18 protein-coding genes and 1 other RNA gene are annotated in these 18,059 nt (G+C 47.3%); 18 read left to right on the top strand and 1 reads right to left on the bottom strand.

Annotated elements, in window-relative coordinates:
• Positions 1-362: 362 nt before the first annotated feature.
• The 3 genes from AC1DUA_RS01700 (at position 363) to argS (ending at position 3,171) form a co-directional block, all read left to right on the top strand.
• Positions 363-866, top strand: a complete 504-nt coding sequence (locus AC1DUA_RS01700; RefSeq protein WP_477498073.1) for a DinB family protein — start codon at positions 363-365, stop codon at positions 864-866.
• Positions 867-1,081: 215 nt separating this feature from the next.
• Positions 1,082-1,492: a YwiB family protein gene (locus AC1DUA_RS01695; protein WP_477498072.1), complete on the top strand. Its 411-nt coding sequence runs from the start codon at positions 1,082-1,084 to the stop codon at positions 1,490-1,492.
• A gap of 5 nt (positions 1,493-1,497) precedes the next feature.
• Positions 1,498-3,171 (top strand): arginine--tRNA ligase, encoded by a 1,674-nt coding sequence (gene argS, locus AC1DUA_RS01690; protein ID WP_477498071.1) that lies wholly within the window; start codon positions 1,498-1,500, stop codon positions 3,169-3,171.
• 58 nt (positions 3,172-3,229) lie between these two features.
• On the opposite strand, the gene AC1DUA_RS01685 is transcribed toward argS, so the two are convergent.
• Positions 3,230-4,408 carry a S8 family peptidase gene (locus AC1DUA_RS01685; protein WP_477498070.1) on the bottom strand — a complete coding sequence of 393 codons (1,179 nt, stop codon included), beginning with the start codon at positions 4,406-4,408 and terminating at the stop codon, positions 3,230-3,232.
• Positions 4,409-4,794: 386 nt separating this feature from the next.
• Between AC1DUA_RS01685 and rpoE the strand changes: the two genes are divergently transcribed.
• The 15 genes from rpoE to AC1DUA_RS01610 all read left to right on the top strand — a co-directional run bounded on the left by rpoE (position 4,795) and on the right by AC1DUA_RS01610 (position 17,836).
• Positions 4,795-5,376 carry a DNA-directed RNA polymerase subunit delta gene (rpoE, locus tag AC1DUA_RS01680; protein WP_477498069.1) on the top strand — a complete coding sequence of 194 codons (582 nt, stop codon included), beginning with the start codon at positions 4,795-4,797 and terminating at the stop codon, positions 5,374-5,376.
• Positions 5,377-5,713: 337 nt separating this feature from the next.
• On the top strand, positions 5,714-7,318 hold the full coding sequence (locus tag AC1DUA_RS01675) for a CTP synthase (protein WP_477498068.1): 1,605 nt from the start codon (positions 5,714-5,716) through the stop codon (positions 7,316-7,318).
• A 156-nt stretch (positions 7,319-7,474) separates the two neighbouring features.
• Positions 7,475-7,867: a response regulator gene (locus AC1DUA_RS01670; RefSeq protein ID WP_079418635.1), complete on the top strand. Its 393-nt coding sequence runs from the start codon at positions 7,475-7,477 to the stop codon at positions 7,865-7,867.
• A gap of 131 nt (positions 7,868-7,998) precedes the next feature.
• Positions 7,999-8,853 (top strand): class II fructose-1,6-bisphosphate aldolase, encoded by an 855-nt coding sequence (gene fba, locus AC1DUA_RS01665; RefSeq protein ID WP_477498067.1) that lies wholly within the window; start codon positions 7,999-8,001, stop codon positions 8,851-8,853.
• Positions 8,854-9,132: 279 nt separating this feature from the next.
• A complete protein-coding gene (locus AC1DUA_RS01660; protein ID WP_161407176.1) occupies positions 9,133-10,392 on the top strand; it encodes a UDP-N-acetylglucosamine 1-carboxyvinyltransferase in 1,260 nt (419 codons plus the stop codon).
• Between the two features lie 69 nt (positions 10,393-10,461).
• Complete coding sequence (rho, locus tag AC1DUA_RS01655; RefSeq protein ID WP_477498066.1) at positions 10,462-11,760, top strand: transcription termination factor Rho; 1,299 nt, start codon at positions 10,462-10,464, stop codon at positions 11,758-11,760.
• Between the two features lie 43 nt (positions 11,761-11,803).
• Positions 11,804-13,078, top strand: a complete 1,275-nt coding sequence (locus tag AC1DUA_RS01650) for a radical SAM family protein (protein WP_477498065.1) — start codon at positions 11,804-11,806, stop codon at positions 13,076-13,078.
• A 128-nt stretch (positions 13,079-13,206) separates the two neighbouring features.
• Positions 13,207-13,404 carry a 50S ribosomal protein L31 gene (gene rpmE, locus AC1DUA_RS01645; protein WP_029197218.1) on the top strand — a complete coding sequence of 66 codons (198 nt, stop codon included), beginning with the start codon at positions 13,207-13,209 and terminating at the stop codon, positions 13,402-13,404.
• A gap of 91 nt (positions 13,405-13,495) precedes the next feature.
• The gene (locus AC1DUA_RS01640; RefSeq protein WP_477498064.1) at positions 13,496-13,909 is read left to right on the top strand and encodes a hypothetical protein; all 414 of its coding nucleotides are present in this window, start codon (positions 13,496-13,498) and stop codon (positions 13,907-13,909) included.
• A gap of 70 nt (positions 13,910-13,979) precedes the next feature.
• Positions 13,980-14,243, top strand: an RNA gene (gene ffs, locus AC1DUA_RS01635) — signal recognition particle sRNA large type.
• A 175-nt stretch (positions 14,244-14,418) separates the two neighbouring features.
• On the top strand, positions 14,419-16,155 hold the full coding sequence (gene dnaX, locus AC1DUA_RS01630) for a DNA polymerase III subunit gamma/tau (protein WP_477498063.1): 1,737 nt from the start codon (positions 14,419-14,421) through the stop codon (positions 16,153-16,155).
• Positions 16,156-16,180: 25 nt separating this feature from the next.
• Entirely contained in the window at positions 16,181-16,492 is a 312-nt protein-coding gene (locus tag AC1DUA_RS01625; protein WP_477498062.1) for a YbaB/EbfC family nucleoid-associated protein, read from the top strand.
• Positions 16,493-16,537: 45 nt separating this feature from the next.
• Positions 16,538-17,134 carry a recombination mediator RecR gene (gene recR / locus AC1DUA_RS01620; protein ID WP_127457620.1) on the top strand — a complete coding sequence of 199 codons (597 nt, stop codon included), beginning with the start codon at positions 16,538-16,540 and terminating at the stop codon, positions 17,132-17,134.
• A gap of 142 nt (positions 17,135-17,276) precedes the next feature.
• Entirely contained in the window at positions 17,277-17,564 is a 288-nt protein-coding gene (locus tag AC1DUA_RS01615) for a DUF2508 family protein (RefSeq protein WP_477498061.1), read from the top strand.
• Positions 17,565-17,566: 2 nt separating this feature from the next.
• Positions 17,567-17,836, top strand: coding sequence for a pro-sigmaK processing inhibitor BofA family protein (locus tag AC1DUA_RS01610; RefSeq protein WP_477498060.1), 270 nt, complete (start codon positions 17,567-17,569; stop codon positions 17,834-17,836).
• The last annotated feature ends 223 nt before the right edge of the window (positions 17,837-18,059 follow it).

The following is an 18,059-nucleotide window of genomic DNA, read 5'->3' as shown; positions in this document are numbered from 1 at the left end:
GTGCCATCGGCTATGTGTCGCCTGTTCACTTTGCGGCGACCTTTGTAGAAACCGCGTAATCGTCACTTAATGATGTGTTTACTTTCTTGACAGAGGTCCAGTGAGTCCGTTAGAAGCTAAACTTGTCCCAAAAGTAGCGAATAGAGTCCACTCAGTCCGTTAGTCGAGAGATAATACTCGCAGGTGGTAAGCTTGAGGTCGTTGTAACATGAGCACAATAGAAGCAAACTAGCCAAAGTACGATGTCCCCTATCCCTAAAATTTTTCATCCAGCTCCAGAACACTGCCATACTGATGTCAGTCACGCCCAACTATACTAAGTACATGAAGTAACAATTCTTACATCCATGGAGGTAATTCCTATGTTCACAACCGTAGATAGTTTTATTAACGAATATCAGCAAGAATCCGCTACAACGCAACAACTGCTCGACGCCTTAACGGACGCCTCCCTGCAGCAGCCGCAAGCCGAGGGCTATAGACCGCTAGGTTTCATCGCATGGCATCTGGTGCATAATGACCGTGGCATGCTGATCGCAGCTGGGCTGAAATTCGAAGCACCTTCTGCAGCAAGCAGTCCGCCATCAGAGGCCGCAGTCGTTGCAGATGCTTACCGCTCAACAACAGCCGGGATCCTGGAAGCCGCCCGCACACAGCTAACAGACGCCAAACTGCAGGAAGTCGTGAACATGTTCGGCCAGCAGTGGACGATTAGCGAAACGCTGTTCGCCTTCCTGAAGCATGAAATCCATCATCGCGGGCAGCTCACGATTTTGATGCGCCAAGCAGGCTTGCCCGTCATCGGAGCCTATGGTCCCGCTAAAGAGCAGTGGGCAAGCATCGGAATGCCGATTCCAGCCATTTAACAACGAAGATCACGCCAAATAAAGCCCCTAACTTCACGAAACCGTGAAATTGGGGCTTTTTCGCATGAGGGAAGAGCTGGCTTCGACATCATTCCTGATCGACGATCGCAGTGATACATTGAATTCGTCGAACCTTTCATATAAACTAATACCTAACTTGCCTTATCTTGACATAAGGTGCAAAGAGGACCTGCAGAATAGGAGAATGACGAATCATGACGGATAAAGCGCGTGTGCGCATTCGCATTGAAAGCCGGAGCGGGAGCGAGACAACTGTGCAGAAGGCGCGGGGAGACCTGTACCGCAAAGGCAATCACACCTACATCCGCTATGAAGAGGAACGCAGCGAGCTTGGACGAACGGTGACGCTCATTAAGCTGGAAGAGAATCAGATCCGCATCGTCCGCCAAGGAGATGTGCAAGCGGAGCAAACGTTTGTGCTTGGCGAGAAACGAATCGGATTTTATCATACGCCGCAAGGTCGCCTGGAACTCGAAATCGATACGCATGAGCTGACAAGCGAAGCGGAACAGGGCATCGGAATCACGCGATGGAAATACGATTTATATGCATCCGGCACACATGCGGGGACATACAGGATTAAGTTGTTAATTCAGGAGGAGTAAGAAGAATGGACGTATTAAACGAAGTCAAAGTCATCGTGAAACAAGCTATAGCAGACGCAGTTGCTGCTGCTGGCATTGTGGATGCCGCGCAGTTACCGGAAATCATTCTGGAAGTGCCGAAGGAGAAAACACACGGGGATTTCGCAACGAACATTGCGATGCAGTTGACCCGTATTGCCAAGCAGAATCCAAGGCAGATCGCCGAGCAGATCATTGCGAACCTGCAGAAGGATAAAGCGAATATCGCGGAAGCAGAGATTGCCGGACCGGGCTTTATTAATTTTAAAATGAACAAAGTTTACCTCTATCCCATCATTGCTGACGTGCTTGCACAGGGTGAGCGGTACGGCGCAAGGAACGTGGGCCAAGGGCTGAAAGTACAAGTTGAGTTTGTCAGCGCTAACCCAACAGGTTCCTTGCATCTAGGACATGCCCGCGGCGCAGCTGTTGGGGACGTGCTATGTAACGTGCTGGACCTTGCGGGGTACGAAGTATCCCGGGAGTACTACATTAACGATGCGGGGAACCAGGTCGTGAATCTGGCTAAGTCCATCGAAGCCCGCTATTTGCAAGCACTTGGGCAAGACGCCGAAATGCCGGAAGATGGTTACTTCGGAGAAGATATCAAAGGCTTTGCCGCAGATCTTGTCGCGGAAGAAGGAGATCGCCTGCTGAGCTTGTCTGATGAGGAGCGTCGTAGCTATTTCCGGACGTATGGCTTGAAAAAAGAACTCGACAAAATCAAACGCGACCTAGGCCGCTTTGGTGTACATTTCGACAACTGGTTCTCCGAGACGTCGATTTATGAAGATAACCTCATTCCACCCGTGCTGAAAGAGCTGCGCGACAATGGACATATCTATGAAGAAGAAGGCGCAACTTGGTTGAATACCACTCCGCTGGGTGACGACAAGAATCGCGTTTTGATCAAAAATGACGGCTCCTTCACTTACCTGACGCCGGACATCGCGTACCACCGCAATAAGTTCGGGCGTGGCTTTGAGCGCTTGATTAACATTTGGGGCGCCGATCACCATGGCTACATCCCGCGGATGAAAGCGGCCATGACGGCGCTTGGATTCGAAGCAGATCGTCTCGTGGTGCTGATCGCGCAGATGGTGAGCCTTTTCCAGAACGGGGAAAAGGTCAAAATGTCCAAACGTACCGGCAAAGCGGTCACGATGGAAGATCTCATGGACGAGGTCGGCGTCGACCCGATCCGTTATTTCTTCGCGATGCGCAGTATGGACTCGCATCTGGATTTTGACATGGACTTAGCGGTTTCTCAGTCCAATGAGAACCCGGTTTACTATGTGCAGTACGCACATGCACGGATCTGCTCCATCTTCCGCCAGGCGGAGGAGCAAGGCATCGCGGTGCTCCCGCTGGCGCAGGTGGACCTTGCGCAGCTTTCCTCGGAAGCTGAGTTCGACTTGCTGCGCAAGATCGGCGAGCTTCCGGAAGAGATCGCGATCGCGGCAGAGCAGTACGCGCCGCATCGGATGATCCGCTATGTCTACGAACTGGCAAGCCAGTTCCATAGCTATTACAGAGGCCACTACGTCATCACGGATGACGCGGCCTTGACGCAAGCTCGCCTCGCTTTGCTTGGCGCGCTGCGCACGACCATCGCGGGCACGCTTCGCGTAGTCGGCGTGTCCGCACCGGAGCGGATGTAATCCTCCGCCCCTGAACCCAAAAAGGAGTTAAGCAGCTGCGAGCCGCTTAACTCCTTTTTCATTGCGAGTCTCTAATTTGCCTCGCAGCACGCAAAGCCCGCCTGGCATTCAGGTGCCCTGGCTGCCAGCGCGTGCTTGCGCGCTTGTTCATGCTGAGCGCGCAGCGACGCAGCGCGCTTTTGATCTGCTGCGGCGACAAGGGCTTGATGGACAGCATCAGCGCGATAACGCCGCTGACATGCGCGGTGGCCATCGATGTGCCGCTAAGCTCATTGTATTTGCCGTGAAGCCAGGACGAGTAGACGCGTTCGCCTGGTGCATAGATGTCAATTTGTTTGCCGCGATTGCTGAAGGGAGCTATACGGCCTAGCCGTGTTGTGGCTCCAACGGAGACGACCTGCGGGAAGCGAGCAGGATAATCGATCGTTTTTCGTTTACCGTCATTACCGGACGAAGCGACAATGACTTTTCCTCTGTAATACGCGTTCAAAACAGCCTGCTCCAGCGCACGGTTGTATGACTTCATACCGAAGCTCATGTTGATAATATGGAGATCATTGTTTACGCACCAGTCGATTCCGGCAATAATGTCTGATACATAAGCGCTTCCACTGTGGTCAAATGCTTTAACAGGATGAATAATCGATCTGGGCGCGACACCAATAATGCCCGAATGGCGGCCTGTCGCTGCTATGGTGCCTGCAATATGCGTGCCATGCCCATTGTCATCATAGGGGAGCATGCTGCGGTTTAATAAGTTGATGCCCCTTGAGATGGAATTTCGTAAATCAGGGTGATTGTAGTCGATACCTGTGTCGATGACGCCTACATGGATATTTTGGCCTAGCGACTTGCTCCAAACTTCAGGCGCGCCGATTTGATCAACGCCCCAGGGGATGGTGTGAGACCCGGAGCCAGATAGCGTGGTTGCACGTTTGATAAGGGTTCTGCTTCCGACCGATTGGTGGACGGTGACTTTGGAATCTTCTTCGATAACTGGACTGCCTGTGAACTGCTTGAGTTTCGAGTCGGGACGGAGCGTGCAGGAGAAGCCGTGAATAATGTCGAGCGTGCGAACCTTGGACAGGTTGACGAGGCGGGATCTCATTCGCTTCAGCTCGGATTTGCATGCATAGTAGTCCTTAGCTGATGAGAAACGGATCAAATGCTTCTTCCCGGATTGCTTGGTGAGTCCGATTTCCTCATGAAGCGAATGAAGAAAGGTGGCTATATCCATACGTGCCATCCCCCCATGACAGCTAATATCGAGTCTCCCCTATCTTATGTACAGGTCACCCCYTATGACCGTGTGATAGCCTTTAAAGAAATAAATGGGTGCGAAGCCGTGTCAGATGTGCTGGTTTTACATAGGATAAATAGAGAGGCGCGAGCAGGAGTGTCTCTTCCTCAGGTACTGGAAACGGCCGTGACTCGCTCATACCGCTTCCTTAGGATACAGTCGCAAGCGGAGGGGGACCTTCGCTTGTATTCATTTTAGGGAGCTGTCCGAAAGGTTTTTTGAGGGTAGTTGCATTTTTAGAAAAAATAGGTTTTACTTAATGGAGATATTGGATAAGGTAGATAGAAGAAGTGAAGAAGACGGTCGAAAGGGATGTGCCTTAGATGAGTAGCGAATACACACTCAAAATCACCACAGAACAAGCACGCGAAATGCCGATGGTGGATTTGGCGTTTGAATTATTGAAATCGGCGAATACGCCATTTTATTACCGTGACTTGATGGCAGAAATTGCAAAAATTAAAGGGTTATCTGAGCAGAATGTGATGCAAGTGATTGCCCAACTATATACGGAAATCAACATCGATGGACGTTTCGCTTGTGTAGGTACGAATCTATGGGGCTTGAAACGTTGGTATCCTGTCGAGAAATCAGACGATGCAGTAGGTAACGCGAAGCGTCCAAGAATCATTAATGATGAAGATGATGATCTGGATGAGGATATCTACGCTGAGGAAGAGGATACATACGCAGAGGAAGACGAGTACGATGCATTTGGTACTGAATCCGAAGAAGAGGAAGAAGCGGAAGAGGATACTGAATTCTTTGAGGATGAAGAGATCGAAGAAGATATTGGCGAAGAAGGCATCGAGGAGACCGATGACGAGGAAGCAGATTTGGACGAAGATTCCGATTTGGATGAGGATGAATCCGATCTCGATGAAGAGGAAGAAGACGACAAATAACTTGTCTTGACAGCCGCAGCCCGTTCAGAGTAAACTATTGCATGGGCTTTAAAAGAATCTTAACAAATCGCGCAAGCGTTCAAAAAGTGCCCCGTCACTGCGGGTGTCACTTTTTTTTGTTTTCAGGCTGTTTTTTTCACCAGATTTTCATGAAAACCCTCATTTAGTAGAAACTAAATCTGAGGAAGTGGCACGACGACAACGATAGCGAATGCTTACGGTGTAAGCTTTTTGCATAGAAAGACATGGGGCCAGTTATCTCAGTTATCTGGCACTGCTAAGCGTTTGCTTAGGATGCAATTTTTTTAAACTAAAAAACTATTAGGAGGCGTACATAGTGACAAAATACATTTTCGTTACGGGAGGCGTTGTTTCTTCCCTTGGCAAAGGAATTACTGCAGCTTCCTTAGGAAGATTGCTGAAGAACAGAGGTCTGAAAGTTACGATTCAAAAGTTTGATCCGTACATCAACGTGGATCCAGGGACAATGAGTCCTTATCAGCATGGTGAAGTATTCGTAACGGATGACGGTGCTGAGACGGATTTGGACTTAGGCCATTATGAGCGTTTTATCGATATCAACCTATCCAAAAGCTCGAACGTGACTTCAGGCAAGGTGTACTCCTCCGTTATTACCAAAGAGCGTAGAGGGGAATATCTCGGGGGTACGGTACAGGTTATTCCTCATATTACGAATGAAATCAAAGATCGTGTTCTGAGAGCGGGCCGTGAGGCGCAATCCGATGTTGTCATTACCGAAATCGGTGGAACCGTTGGCGATATTGAGAGCCTTCCTTTCTTAGAAGCAATCCGTCAAATGAAAAATGATATCGGCCGCGAGAATGTTATGTACATTCACGTTACGCTGATTCCTTATATTAAAGCGGCTGGTGAAGTGAAAACGAAACCGACACAGCACAGTGTGAAAGAACTGCGCGGCTTAGGTATCCAACCTCACGTTATTGTTTGCCGTACAGAACATTCCTTGACAGAAGACATGAAGCGCAAGCTTGCGTTATTCTGTGACATCGATCCAGCGGCAGTTATCGAGTGCAAAGATGCAGAAACCCTGTACGAAGTGCCAATGATGCTTCGCGAACAAGGGCTTGACGATTATGTCGTTAATCACCTGAAGCTCAAAACGAATGAGCCGGATATGGCGGAGTGGGAAAGTCTGGTTCGTAAAGTCAAATCCCTGACTAAGAGAACAGAAATCGCTATTGTCGGAAAATATGTTGCACTGCATGATGCTTATTTGAGCATTGTTGAAGCGCTAGGACATGCCGGCATTGATAACGACTCCGAGATCAACATTCGCTGGGTAAATGCAGAAGATATTTATGATCACAACGTGGATGATCTGCTTTCTGGCGTTCAAGGTATCTTAGTACCAGGTGGTTTCGGCGATCGGGGTATCGAAGGTAAAGTATCTGCTATTCGCTATGCTCGTGAGCAGAAAATTCCTTTCTTCGGTATTTGCTTGGGTATGCAAGTTGCTGTTATTGAATATGCACGTAATGTTTCAGGTTTGGATGGCGCGAACTCCTCCGAGATTAATCCGACTACGGCTTATCCGGTTATCGATCTTCTGCCCGAGCAGAAGGATATTGAGAATCTGGGCGGTACAATGCGTCTTGGTCTATATCCGTGTAAAATTGTTCCGGGTTCATTGGCAGAGAAATGCTACAATGATGAGCTTGTTTACGAGAGACATCGTCACCGGTATGAGTTCAACAATGAATATCGCGATTTGATTGAATCCGCTGGCTTGCGCATTTCCGGTACGTCCCCTGATGGCCGTTTGGTTGAAATGGTGGAGCTTCCAGGTCACCCTTGGTTCTTGTCGGTGCAATTCCACCCGGAATTCACATCACGTCCGAACCGTCCGCAGCCGCTATTCCGCGAATTTGTGAAGGCAGCTCAAGGAATTGCACGTAGCTAACTTGCGATGTTAAGTGCCTCCTGAAAAACAACTTATTTGTAAAAGTTTTCAATTTGGCTCTCTCTCCGGAAGGAAAACGGAAATGAATAGCGAATACGTTATGTATCTGTGAAGTGCAGGGGATTTGTTATTCGTTTTCGGGAGGGAACTAGGCTGATGAAGAAAAAGGTACTGATTGTCGATGATCAAAATGGAATTCGCGTACTGCTAATGGAGGTTTTCAGCAATGAAGGATACGATACCTATCAAGCCTCTAACGGTAAATTGGCTTTAGAAATCGTCAAAAATTCTTCGCCGGACCTACTATTACTTGATATGAAAATTCCCGGTATGGATGGCCTAGATATTCTCAAGCACGTTAAAGCAATTGACGCATCGATCAAAGTAATCATGATGACAGCTTATGGTGAGCTGGATATGATTAAAGAAGCGACGGACCTGGGTGCCATTATGCATTTCACGAAGCCGTTTGATATTGATGAGTTGCGCATGGCGGTTAATATGCAGTTAAATAATGAGTCAAGCAGTGGTTTTGCAGTGGGATCCTAGTCATAGGGTCTTTTTTTGTGGCTGAGAAGCCAGGGCTTGGTTATCATTTGAAAGTATATGTGCTATAATAACTCAGGTATGACAAGAGCGGTCAACGCAAAACTACAAAAGGTTCTAGGAGGAAGAGAAACATGGCATTGGTTTCAATGAAYGAGTTTTTACCTAAAGCAAAAGCAAACAGATTCGCGGTGGGTCAATTTAACATGAACAACCTTGAGTTCGCTCAAGCGATTGTGGATGCTGCAATGGAACTGAATTCCCCTTTCATTTACGGTGTTAGCGAAGGCGCACTGAAATATATGGGTATCGAATTTACAGTAGCGATTGCTGAAGCTGCAGCCAAAAAATCCGGTCTGCCTATCGCTTTGCACTTAGATCACGGCAGCTCCTTTGAAGTAGCAATGAAATGTATCCGCGCAGGATTCAGCTCCGTTATGTTCGACGGTTCACACTACTCTTTCGAAGAAAACATCCGTTTGACGAAAGAAGTTGTTAAAGCTGCTCGTGCAATGGGCGTATCCGTTGAGGGTGAGCTTGGAACTATCGGTGGTGTTGAGGATGACATTTCCGTAGACGAAGAGCACGCTAACCTTGCAAAACCAGAAGAAGCTATCCGTTTCTTCGAAGAAACAGGCGTTGATTGTTTGGCTATCGCAGTAGGTACAGCTCATGGTATGTACGCTGGCGAACCTAACATTCATTTTGACATTATCGAGCAAGTTTCCAAAGCGATCCCAGTTCCTGTTGTATTACACGGCGGTTCCGGTGTTCCTGACGAAATGATTCGTAAATCGATCGCTGCAGGCGTTGGTAAAATCAATGTTAACACTGAGAACCAAGTAGCATGCACAGAAACGATCCGCGCTGTTCTGAACAAGGACGCAAAAATTTATGATCCTCGTAAATATCTAACCCCAGCTCGTAACGCAATGGTCGAAGTTGTAAAATCCAAAATTCAATTATTCGGAAGCAGCAACCAAGCTTAATTTTAATTGTATAGATGCAGTGGGAAATGCCGTAAGACGCAAACGGAGGATGCGAAATGTCCGCCGTTTGCAGGCTTGCTGGCGTTTCCTTCTTCTGTTTTTGTCTTCAGTTCTCGCTAGGAGCTGTAAGCGTTTTTGCTATGATTATAGATGTCTTTACTTCCTTTGATATATTCACGTTCATTTGAGTAGATTGTGCTAGAAGTTTGGTATTGATTGGCGTTATGGTAGAGGAGTTTGCGTTACAGGAAGGCACCTGGATTTAGGGGGAGAATCATGTTGGAGAAATTAATGGTGGTCGGGGGACGTCCACTACGAGGGACTGTTCAAATTAGCGGAGCTAAGAATAGTGCGGTTGCACTTATTCCAGCTGCGATTCTTGCTGAAACGCCGGTAACGTTGGATAATCTGCCGCATTTAAGCGATGTGGCTACATATACAGAAATTTTGACGGATTTAGGGGCTACCATCGACTGGAATGAAGATCGGATGACGATTGATCCTAGCAGAATGAAGTCTCTTCCAATGCCTAATGGAAAAGTTAAGAAGTTGAGAGCGTCCTACTATTTGATGGGAGCACTGCTCGGTAGGTTCGGGGAAGCGAATATCGGTTTGCCGGGCGGATGTAATTTTGAACCGCGTCCAATCGATTTGCATATCAAAGGTTTTGAGGCTTTAGGGGCTGAGGTAAGCAACGAGAATGGCGCATTAAGAATTCGGGCCAAAGAGCTTCGCGGTGCGAAGATTTACTTGGATATGGCGAGTGTGGGAGCCACGATTAACATTATGTTGGCGGCTGCTCGGGCAAARGGCAATACAATTATTGAAAATGCGGCGAAAGAGCCTGAAATTATAGATGTAGCTACGTTGTTAAATTCGATGGGTGCAAGAATCAAGGGTGCTGGTACCGATACCATTCGGATCGAAGGGGTAACTGAGATGCATGGTTGCCGTCATTCCATCATTCCTGACCGAATTCAAGCGGGAACGTATATGATTGCTGCGGCAGCTACGCGCGGCGATGTTACAGTGGATAATGTCATTCCTAAGCATATGGAAGCACTAACGGCGAAACTTCAAGAAATGGGAGTTCATATCTACGAGATGGATGAATCCATTCGTGTAGTAGGTCAGCCTGAATACTCTAGCGTTGATGTAAAAGCATTAATTTACCCAGGGTTTGCAACAGATTTGCAATCTCCAATGGCTAGCCTACTGTGCCAAGCTAGAGGAGTTAGTATACTAACGGATCATGTTTACAGCAATCGTTTCAAGCATATTCCTGAGCTCGTGCGCATGGGAGCTAAGATGAAAGTTGAAGGACGCTCCGCAATTATCGAAGGATCCGAACTTAGTTCGGCGAAAGTACGAGCAACCGATTTGCGAGCAGGAGCATCACTTGTGCTTGCTGGTCTTAGTGTAAGAACGGGCGGCATCACAGAGGTGTCCGGCGTAGAGTTTATTGACCGTGGGTATGAGAACTTAGTATTCAATTTATCCTCTCTAGGTGCCGAGGTTTGGCGTGAGAGCGAGGAGTAAGGAATAAAGTTCCAGACAACAGGCAATGCTAGAATCCAATTGAAAATTTAATAGTTTGGTGGTTGAAACATGAGCATGCAGCTTGCTGAGCTTGAAGTACTCAAGCTTACTGAATTATATAAACTAGCTAAGAAACATCAGATTCCATACTACGGTACGCTGAAGAAAAAAGAACTCATCTTTGCAATTTTACGTGCACAAGCTGCTGAAAGCGGTCTAATGTTTATGCAAGGTGTCCTCGAAATTCTTCAAGAGGGCTTTGGTTTCTTGCGTCCCATTAACTATCTTCCAAGCTCGGAAGACATTTATATCTCGGCTTCCCAGATTCGCAAGTTTGATTTGCGCTCCGGGGATATTGTATCTGGCAAATGCCGTCCTCCTAAGGAGAATGAGCGTTATTTCGGGCTTCTTCAAGTTGAAGCGGTTAATGGTGAGAAACCGGAAACGGCTGCCGAGCGGCTTCATTTCCCTGCCTTGACCCCTCTATATCCAGATACGCGTATTACGCTGGAAACAGAGCCTAACAAAATTTCCATGCGTATCATGGATTTACTTGCTCCTGTTGGTCTAGGCCAACGTGGATTAATTGTTGCTCCTCCGAAAGCAGGTAAGACATTGTTGCTTAAAGAAATTGCAAACAGTATCTCCACGAACTATCCTGAAATCGAGCTTTTCGTTCTGCTGATCGATGAGCGTCCCGAGGAAGTTACGGACATGCAGCGTTCTGTAAAAGGGGAAGTTGTTGCTTCTACTTTTGATGAGCTGCCTGAGAATCACATTAAAGTTGCTGAACTAGTTCTAGAACGCGCTATGCGTCTAGTTGAACATAAGAAAGACGTAGTCATTCTGCTGGACAGTATCACCCGTTTGGCTAGGGCTTATAACCTTGTAGTTCCGCCAACAGGCCGGACACTATCTGGTGGTATCGATCCTGGCGCATTCCATCGTCCGAAGCGTTTCTTCGGGGCTGCCCGCAACATTGAGGAAGGCGGCAGCTTAACTATCCTGGCCACAGCACTTGTAGAGACGGGTTCACGTATGGACGACGTCATTTATGAGGAATTTAAAGGGACAGGTAACCTTGAGCTTCATCTGGATCGTAAAATGGCGGAACGCCGCATCTTCCCTGCAATCGATATCCGCAGATCCGGTACGCGCCGCGAAGAAGCGCTGCTGGGCAAGGACGAGCTCGAGAAGGTATGGGCACTTCGCAAAGGCATGAACGATTCGCATGAATACACCGAGTCCTTCATCAAAAAGCTTGGCGAAGCGAAAACGAATCAAGAGTTCCTGGATTCTTTGGCTTCCCCTTCGACAGGCACTTCCACAGGTGCAAGCAAAGGAAAAGTGAAAAACTCAGCATCTTAAGTAGATGCGGAAGATGCGTTAACGCATAAAGAGGAGTACCGTTATGAATTTGGTTTATTCAGACTCACAAGGAAACGTTTTTGATCATCCGGATTTTTTGGCGCTTGGTCGAAATGCTGAAATGATAACAGAAATTATGGAAGATGAGCTGATTCCACTGCCCGAAGGGGCGAYGCTTGTCAGTCTTCCTTTTACGCGACCAGTAGGCATAGATGCTGAGACTGGCGATATGAAGCTGGTGCCAGGCGATTATCACGCTGTTGGTGCGCTGCTGCCGCAGGGGTTTACCCGACTGCTGCTTCCCGGTTACGTCAAGTCCGACAAGACCAAAGCGTTGCCGCTGTTCGGCTATACCGCCGTTGTATGGAAGGATGACGCTTTCTATGTGGCTGCTCGTCTAACCGATAATCCCTACTTCTGGAATCCGATACATTGCGATGTGACGGAGCTTGAGTCCCAGGTCAAGACCTTGACTGCCAAGTATCCGGAAAACCGCTTGTACGCCCACTTATCCAACTGCGCACTTGGTTATGAGTGCCTGACGGCTTCGAATACGTTCCTGCAACGTTGGGAAGGAGCCGTTCCGGTCTCCTATTCCTGTAACGCAGGTTGCTTCGGATGTATATCGGAACAACCGGATGAGAGCGGCTTTGTGGCTCCACAGACGCGTATGAATTTTAAGCCCCAGATCGAAGAGATTACTCAGATCATGCTGGAGCATCTGCGTACGCCGGATAGCATTATCTCCTTCGGACAAGGTTGTGAAGGTGAGCCCAGCACACAAGCGGCGCTTATTATTCCGGCTATCAAGCAAATTCGCGAACAGACGAAGATGGGCTATATCAACATCAACACGAATGCAGGGCTAACAGACCATATTCGCGGCATCGTAGACGCTGGGCTTGATCTGATGCGTGTTAGTACGATCAGTGCTTTGGACGATCACTACAACGCATATTACAAACCTAGGGCTTATACGCTCAAAAATGTAGAGAAATCACTCCGTTACGCAACGGACAATGGTGTCATTACCTCCATCAACTATCTTGTTTTCCCAGGCGTAACTGACCGGGAAGAAGAGATTGAGGCGATGATCGAATTCGTGCGAAGAACGGGATTAAAATTAATTCAATTGCGCAACCTGAATATTGACCCTGAAAGTTATTTAGGGATTATTCCTAAAGCGCGCGGCGAGCTGCTTGGGATGAAGCAAATGATTGAGATTTTCGAGCAGGAATTGCCGGATGTTGTGCTTGGGTCTTACTCGCATACGCCAAAGTTCTACGCCAGCGACAGAAATACGACAATGGTTCTCTAAGATAGGAGTTTCCACTCGTTTTTCCATTGCATTAGAACTTGCGAATATGCTACAATGCAAAAGTACGTTAAGTACGTCCATTAACTCTGATTCAGCAAATGATTCAGGGCGGAAAGAGGTGAACCAACATGAAAGCAGGTATTCATCCTACTTATCATGCAACCACAGTGACTTGCGCTTGTGGTAATGTGTTCGAAACGGGTTCAATCAAGCAAAATCTTCGCGTTGAGATTTGCTCCAATTGCCATCCTTTCTACACGGGTAAACAGAAGTTTATCGATGTAGGCGGCCGTGTCGACAAGTTCAAAAAGAAATACGGAATCTAATTGGTATCAATTACTTTGCCGCCAATCAGCATAAGACGTCCTCCCTTGGTCATCCTAAGTTTAGACTTAGAGTCCAATGGGAGGTGTTTTTATGTTCAGGAGTATGCGAAGAATAACCATAGCAATCCTGCTTACCATGAGCTTGGTTGGGTGCGGCAATAATTCGAGCAACAAGAACCCGCCGCAAACGGATACTGCCAATTATAAAACGCAAAATTACAAGAAGGACGGGTATTTGGGGATTACCAATGTGAATCCGAACGACCCGCTTAATCCTACGTATCATCACTACGAGGATGATTCGAACTTAATGAAGAGTGTGCTCGCACAGTTTAAAGACATCGAGAAATCCAATATTGCCATCAACGGACCCAATGCTCGGGTGAAAATAAAAGCAAAACCGAACTTGACGGCTGCACAGGTTGAAGATCTTCGCTCGCAAGTCCAGAATGCTTTTGACACCAATATGCCGCGCTACAAAACAACTGTGAAAATGTCACAGTAATCAAGGAAAGTCTCAGGTAGATTTTCCCCCTTAGTTGCTATTTGCAGGTGAATCAGCTATACTATTTTTACTGTGCTAGACGGGGAGGTAGCGGTGCCCTGTAACTCGCAATCCGCTGTAGCGGGGTTGAATTCCTGTTAGCGGTACTGTGATGTGAGGTCTGGCTCTTACACGTGGTGTTGAGAGTTGGGTCCTTCGCAATGAATGCTCGTGAACCCGGTCAGGTCTGGAAGGAAGCAGCCGTAAGTGAGATGTTTCATGTGCCGAGGGGCTGCCTGACTTGAGCTAACGATAAGAGTTCGCTTGTATCACTTTATCAATAACAGGTGCACGGTGTTTACTAAGTAATTTCATATGACTTCGAACTTGGACGCCTTTTCTTGAGGCGTTTTTTATTTTACCTATTTGCAACAGATCCGATTCCATGCTTGATCCTCTATTTCATCCCCTGTTGCGATATAGTATAATGGAATCAGCATTCCACGCAGGGATTAATGGAGAGGAACACTATGGCACATATTGCTCTATATCGAACGTGGAGGTCTCAGACGTTTCGTGATGTTGTCGGTCAGAGACATATCACGCAGACACTGCAGAATTCTTTGCGAGAAAATCGCCTTACCCATGCTTATTTGTTCAACGGTCCACGGGGAACAGGGAAGACAAGTACGGCCAAAATATTAGCTAAAGCAGTTAACTGCTTGAACGGTCCAGCTGAGGAGCCATGCAATGCTTGCTCTGCCTGTGAACGAATTACGGACGGCGCAGTCATGGATGTCGTTGAGATTGATGCTGCTTCTAACCGTGGCGTCGAAGAAATTCGGGATATTCGGGATAAAGTGAAGTATGCTCCTACTGAAGTCAGGCAGAAGGTCTATATCATTGATGAAGTGCACATGCTTACTACAGAGGCTTTCAACGCACTGCTTAAGACACTTGAAGAGCCGCCGGCCCATGTGATGTTCATACTTGCTACGACGGAGCCGCACAAGATTCCGGCAACGATTATTTCTCGCTGTCAGCGCTTTGACTTTCGACGTGTTTCGATGGATGATCAGGTGCAGCGGCTGACATATATTTGTGAACAGGAGCAGATTTCCGTTAACGAGGAAGCTCTCCACTATATTGCGAGATTGTCCGATGGCGGGATGCGTGATGCGCTCAGTCTTTTGGATCAAGCGACTTCTTTTGCAACAGGGGAAGTGCAGCTCTCGGACATTTTGTCCATAACTGGCGGGGTGGCTTCCGATCAATTCAAGAAACTCGTGCTTTGCATCAAAGAGAGAAATCTTGGAGCCGCGCTAGAGCTTATCGATACCTTCATGCAGGAAGGMAAAAGCGCCGACAAATGCATAGAGAATTTGATTAATTATTTCCGTGATTTGCTTATGGTTCGCATGGTGCCGAATTCGCCGGTTATTACAGAACGCGTTTTTGATATGCGCGAGCTCACTGAAATTGCCAATCATTTTACGCCAAATGAGATGATGGGCATGATTGAAACACTGAATCATTATCAGAGTGAGATGAAGTATTCCGCCCAGCCCCAAACACTGCTCGAGATTTCGATTATGAAGATGTGCGGGGGCTATAGCGGCCAAGGAAGTGCTGCTGCCAGCGCAGCGGCAGATGCGGGCAGTCGGATGCCGCAAGGCGATCTTTTTGCTCAAATGACTCAGAAGCTCAAACAACTTGAAGATCAGATAGCTGGACTGGTAAAATCGGGAGTAACGGGTGCAGCGGCGGAGTCGAAGCCAGCTCCCAAGATGCCGGTGGCCACTGCGCCATCTAAGAAGTCAGGCATTAAGCTCGATGGATACTTGAAAGCCTCTGAGGGTCCGGATACCAAGACTGCTCTAATGAAATGGAGTCAAGTACTGGGTCTGGTCAAGGAGAAGAAGATTACGGTTCATGCTTGGTTTGTGAATGGTGATCTAGTATCCATGCTGGATGATGTGGTATTGGTTGCTTTCAAGAACGAGATGCACCGCAACACCACAGAGAAACCGGAAAACAAGCTTATTATCGAGCAAGTCCTTACCTCTGAGTTCAGCAAGCCTATGCGATTGCTTACGGTTATGCGCAAAGAGTGGGACGACGCCAAGAATGATGCGACTAGCAGTATCCCAGAAGTTCTGGAGCTTGTGGCAGAAGAGGGTAGCCCTGGAACGGCTCCCAAAGAAGAGTGGATCTCCGAAGCGATTCAGCTATTTGGCGAAGATTTAGTGACCATTAAAGAAGACTAGACTAAATACAAAGGAGCAAACGAGAATGAATAACATGAACCAAATGATGAAGCAAGTGAAGAAAATGCAAGAGCAAATGATGAAAGCTCAAGAAGAACTGGGTACAAAAGTCATTGAAGGTACTGCTGGTGGCGGCGTTGTTACTTGTACTGTGAATGGACACAAGAAAGTGCAAAGCATCACAATCAAGCCTGAAGCTGTAGATCCTGATGATGTAGAAATGCTGCAAGACCTTGTGCTTACAGCTGTAAATGATGCGATGTCCAAAGCGGAAGAAATCGCGAACAAAGATATGGGCAAATTCACAGGTGGAATGAACATCCCCGGATTGTTCTAGTCATAACCATGAGCTACGATTCTGAAAGATGAGGGAGAACTTCCTTTGTATTACCCCGAACCGATTTCTAAGTTGATCGATGCCTTCTCCCGTCTGCCGGGGGTAGGCCCCAAAACGGCGGGACGCCTTGCTTTTCATGTACTTCGTATGAAAGAAGAAGACGTGATTGATTTTGCGAAGGCGCTCGTCAACGTGAAAAGAAACCTCCACTACTGTTCAGTTTGTTGCAACATTACCGATGTTGATCCTTGTCGGATCTGCCAAGATAAGAACAGGGATGGTTCCGTCATTTGCGTCGTACAGGAGCCTAAGGACTTGGTTGCTTTGGAACGGACCAAAGAGTTTGAAGGCTACTATCATGTCCTGCATGGTGCAATTTCCCCTATGGAAGGGATCGGACCCGATCAAATTCATATTGCCGAGCTGCTCAAGCGGTTGGGGGATGAAACCGTACAGGAATTAATTTTAGCTACGAACCCGAATATCGAAGGTGAAGCTACGGCTATGTACTTGTCGCGATTAGTGAAGCCGTTTGGTTTGAAGGTTACACGTATCGCGCACGGACTGCCTGTTGGCGGAGACTTGGAATATGCGGATGAAGTAACACTATCCAAAGCCATGGAAGGCCGCAGGGAATTGTAAATAGCGTTAAGCGTCTACTAGGGAGCTGCAGAGCTCTCTTTTTTTTGTTCCCCTAAAAGAAGGCCAAGAGTTCTAATTGCTCTATTTCTCCCATAAGCATAAGGGTAGATTAACCCGCATTTGGGGCCATGGAGGATTGCAGATGAGACCAGCTCTATTAGGCATGCATGGAAGGAAGAATCCACAAACTGAAAAAAACGCGAAAGAAGAACTTCTGCGGGACAAGCAGATGCTGCTGCAAGAGATTCGTTCGGCTCATGCGAATTGGGTGGCTGCTCAGGCGCACTTTGAGTTTGCTTTGGACAAGGATCAGATTGACTATGCCATTTATGCGATGGAGGCTGCTGAGAAGAGATTTGAAATGCTTATTAAGCAGGCTAAAAGGCTAAATCTGAGCATGATTGACACTGATCGATTACTGGAGGTGTAGACGTGTATATCAAATATGCGGTATGGGGATTACTCATACTATCATCACTACTTCTGCTAGTTACGGTTTTACGCAACCGGGGGGCTGGCAGGTTATTGTCCACTTTAGTGTTGAACGTTGTTGTAGCGGCATTCCTTCTATACACACTGAATCTGTTAAGCACCTACACACAGGTGGATTTGCCGATTAATACAGCTACATTGGGGACAGTGACCGTTCTAGGTGTTCCTGGTGTCCTTCTGCTTGTAGGTCTAAAACTGACTTTGCTTTAGGTGGCAAAAAAATACAGTCATCTTATGGGTTGACTCAGCAATAGTATCTATGGTATCTTATAAAAGTTGCCGCTGAGACATGCGGGAATAACGAGTAACTTGAGAAAAACAAGTTGCAAATGAAAAGTTAGTATGGTATATTGAACTTCCGGCTTTCGAAAGAGAGCGGGTAGGAGTTAGTATGGTATATTGAACTTCCGGCTTTCGAAAGAGAGCGGGTAGG

Source organism: Paenibacillus sp. 01T422 (assembly GCF_056398785.1).
The sequence above is the reverse complement of the archived record's forward strand: the minus strand, read 5'-3'. Positions and strand labels throughout refer to the sequence as shown.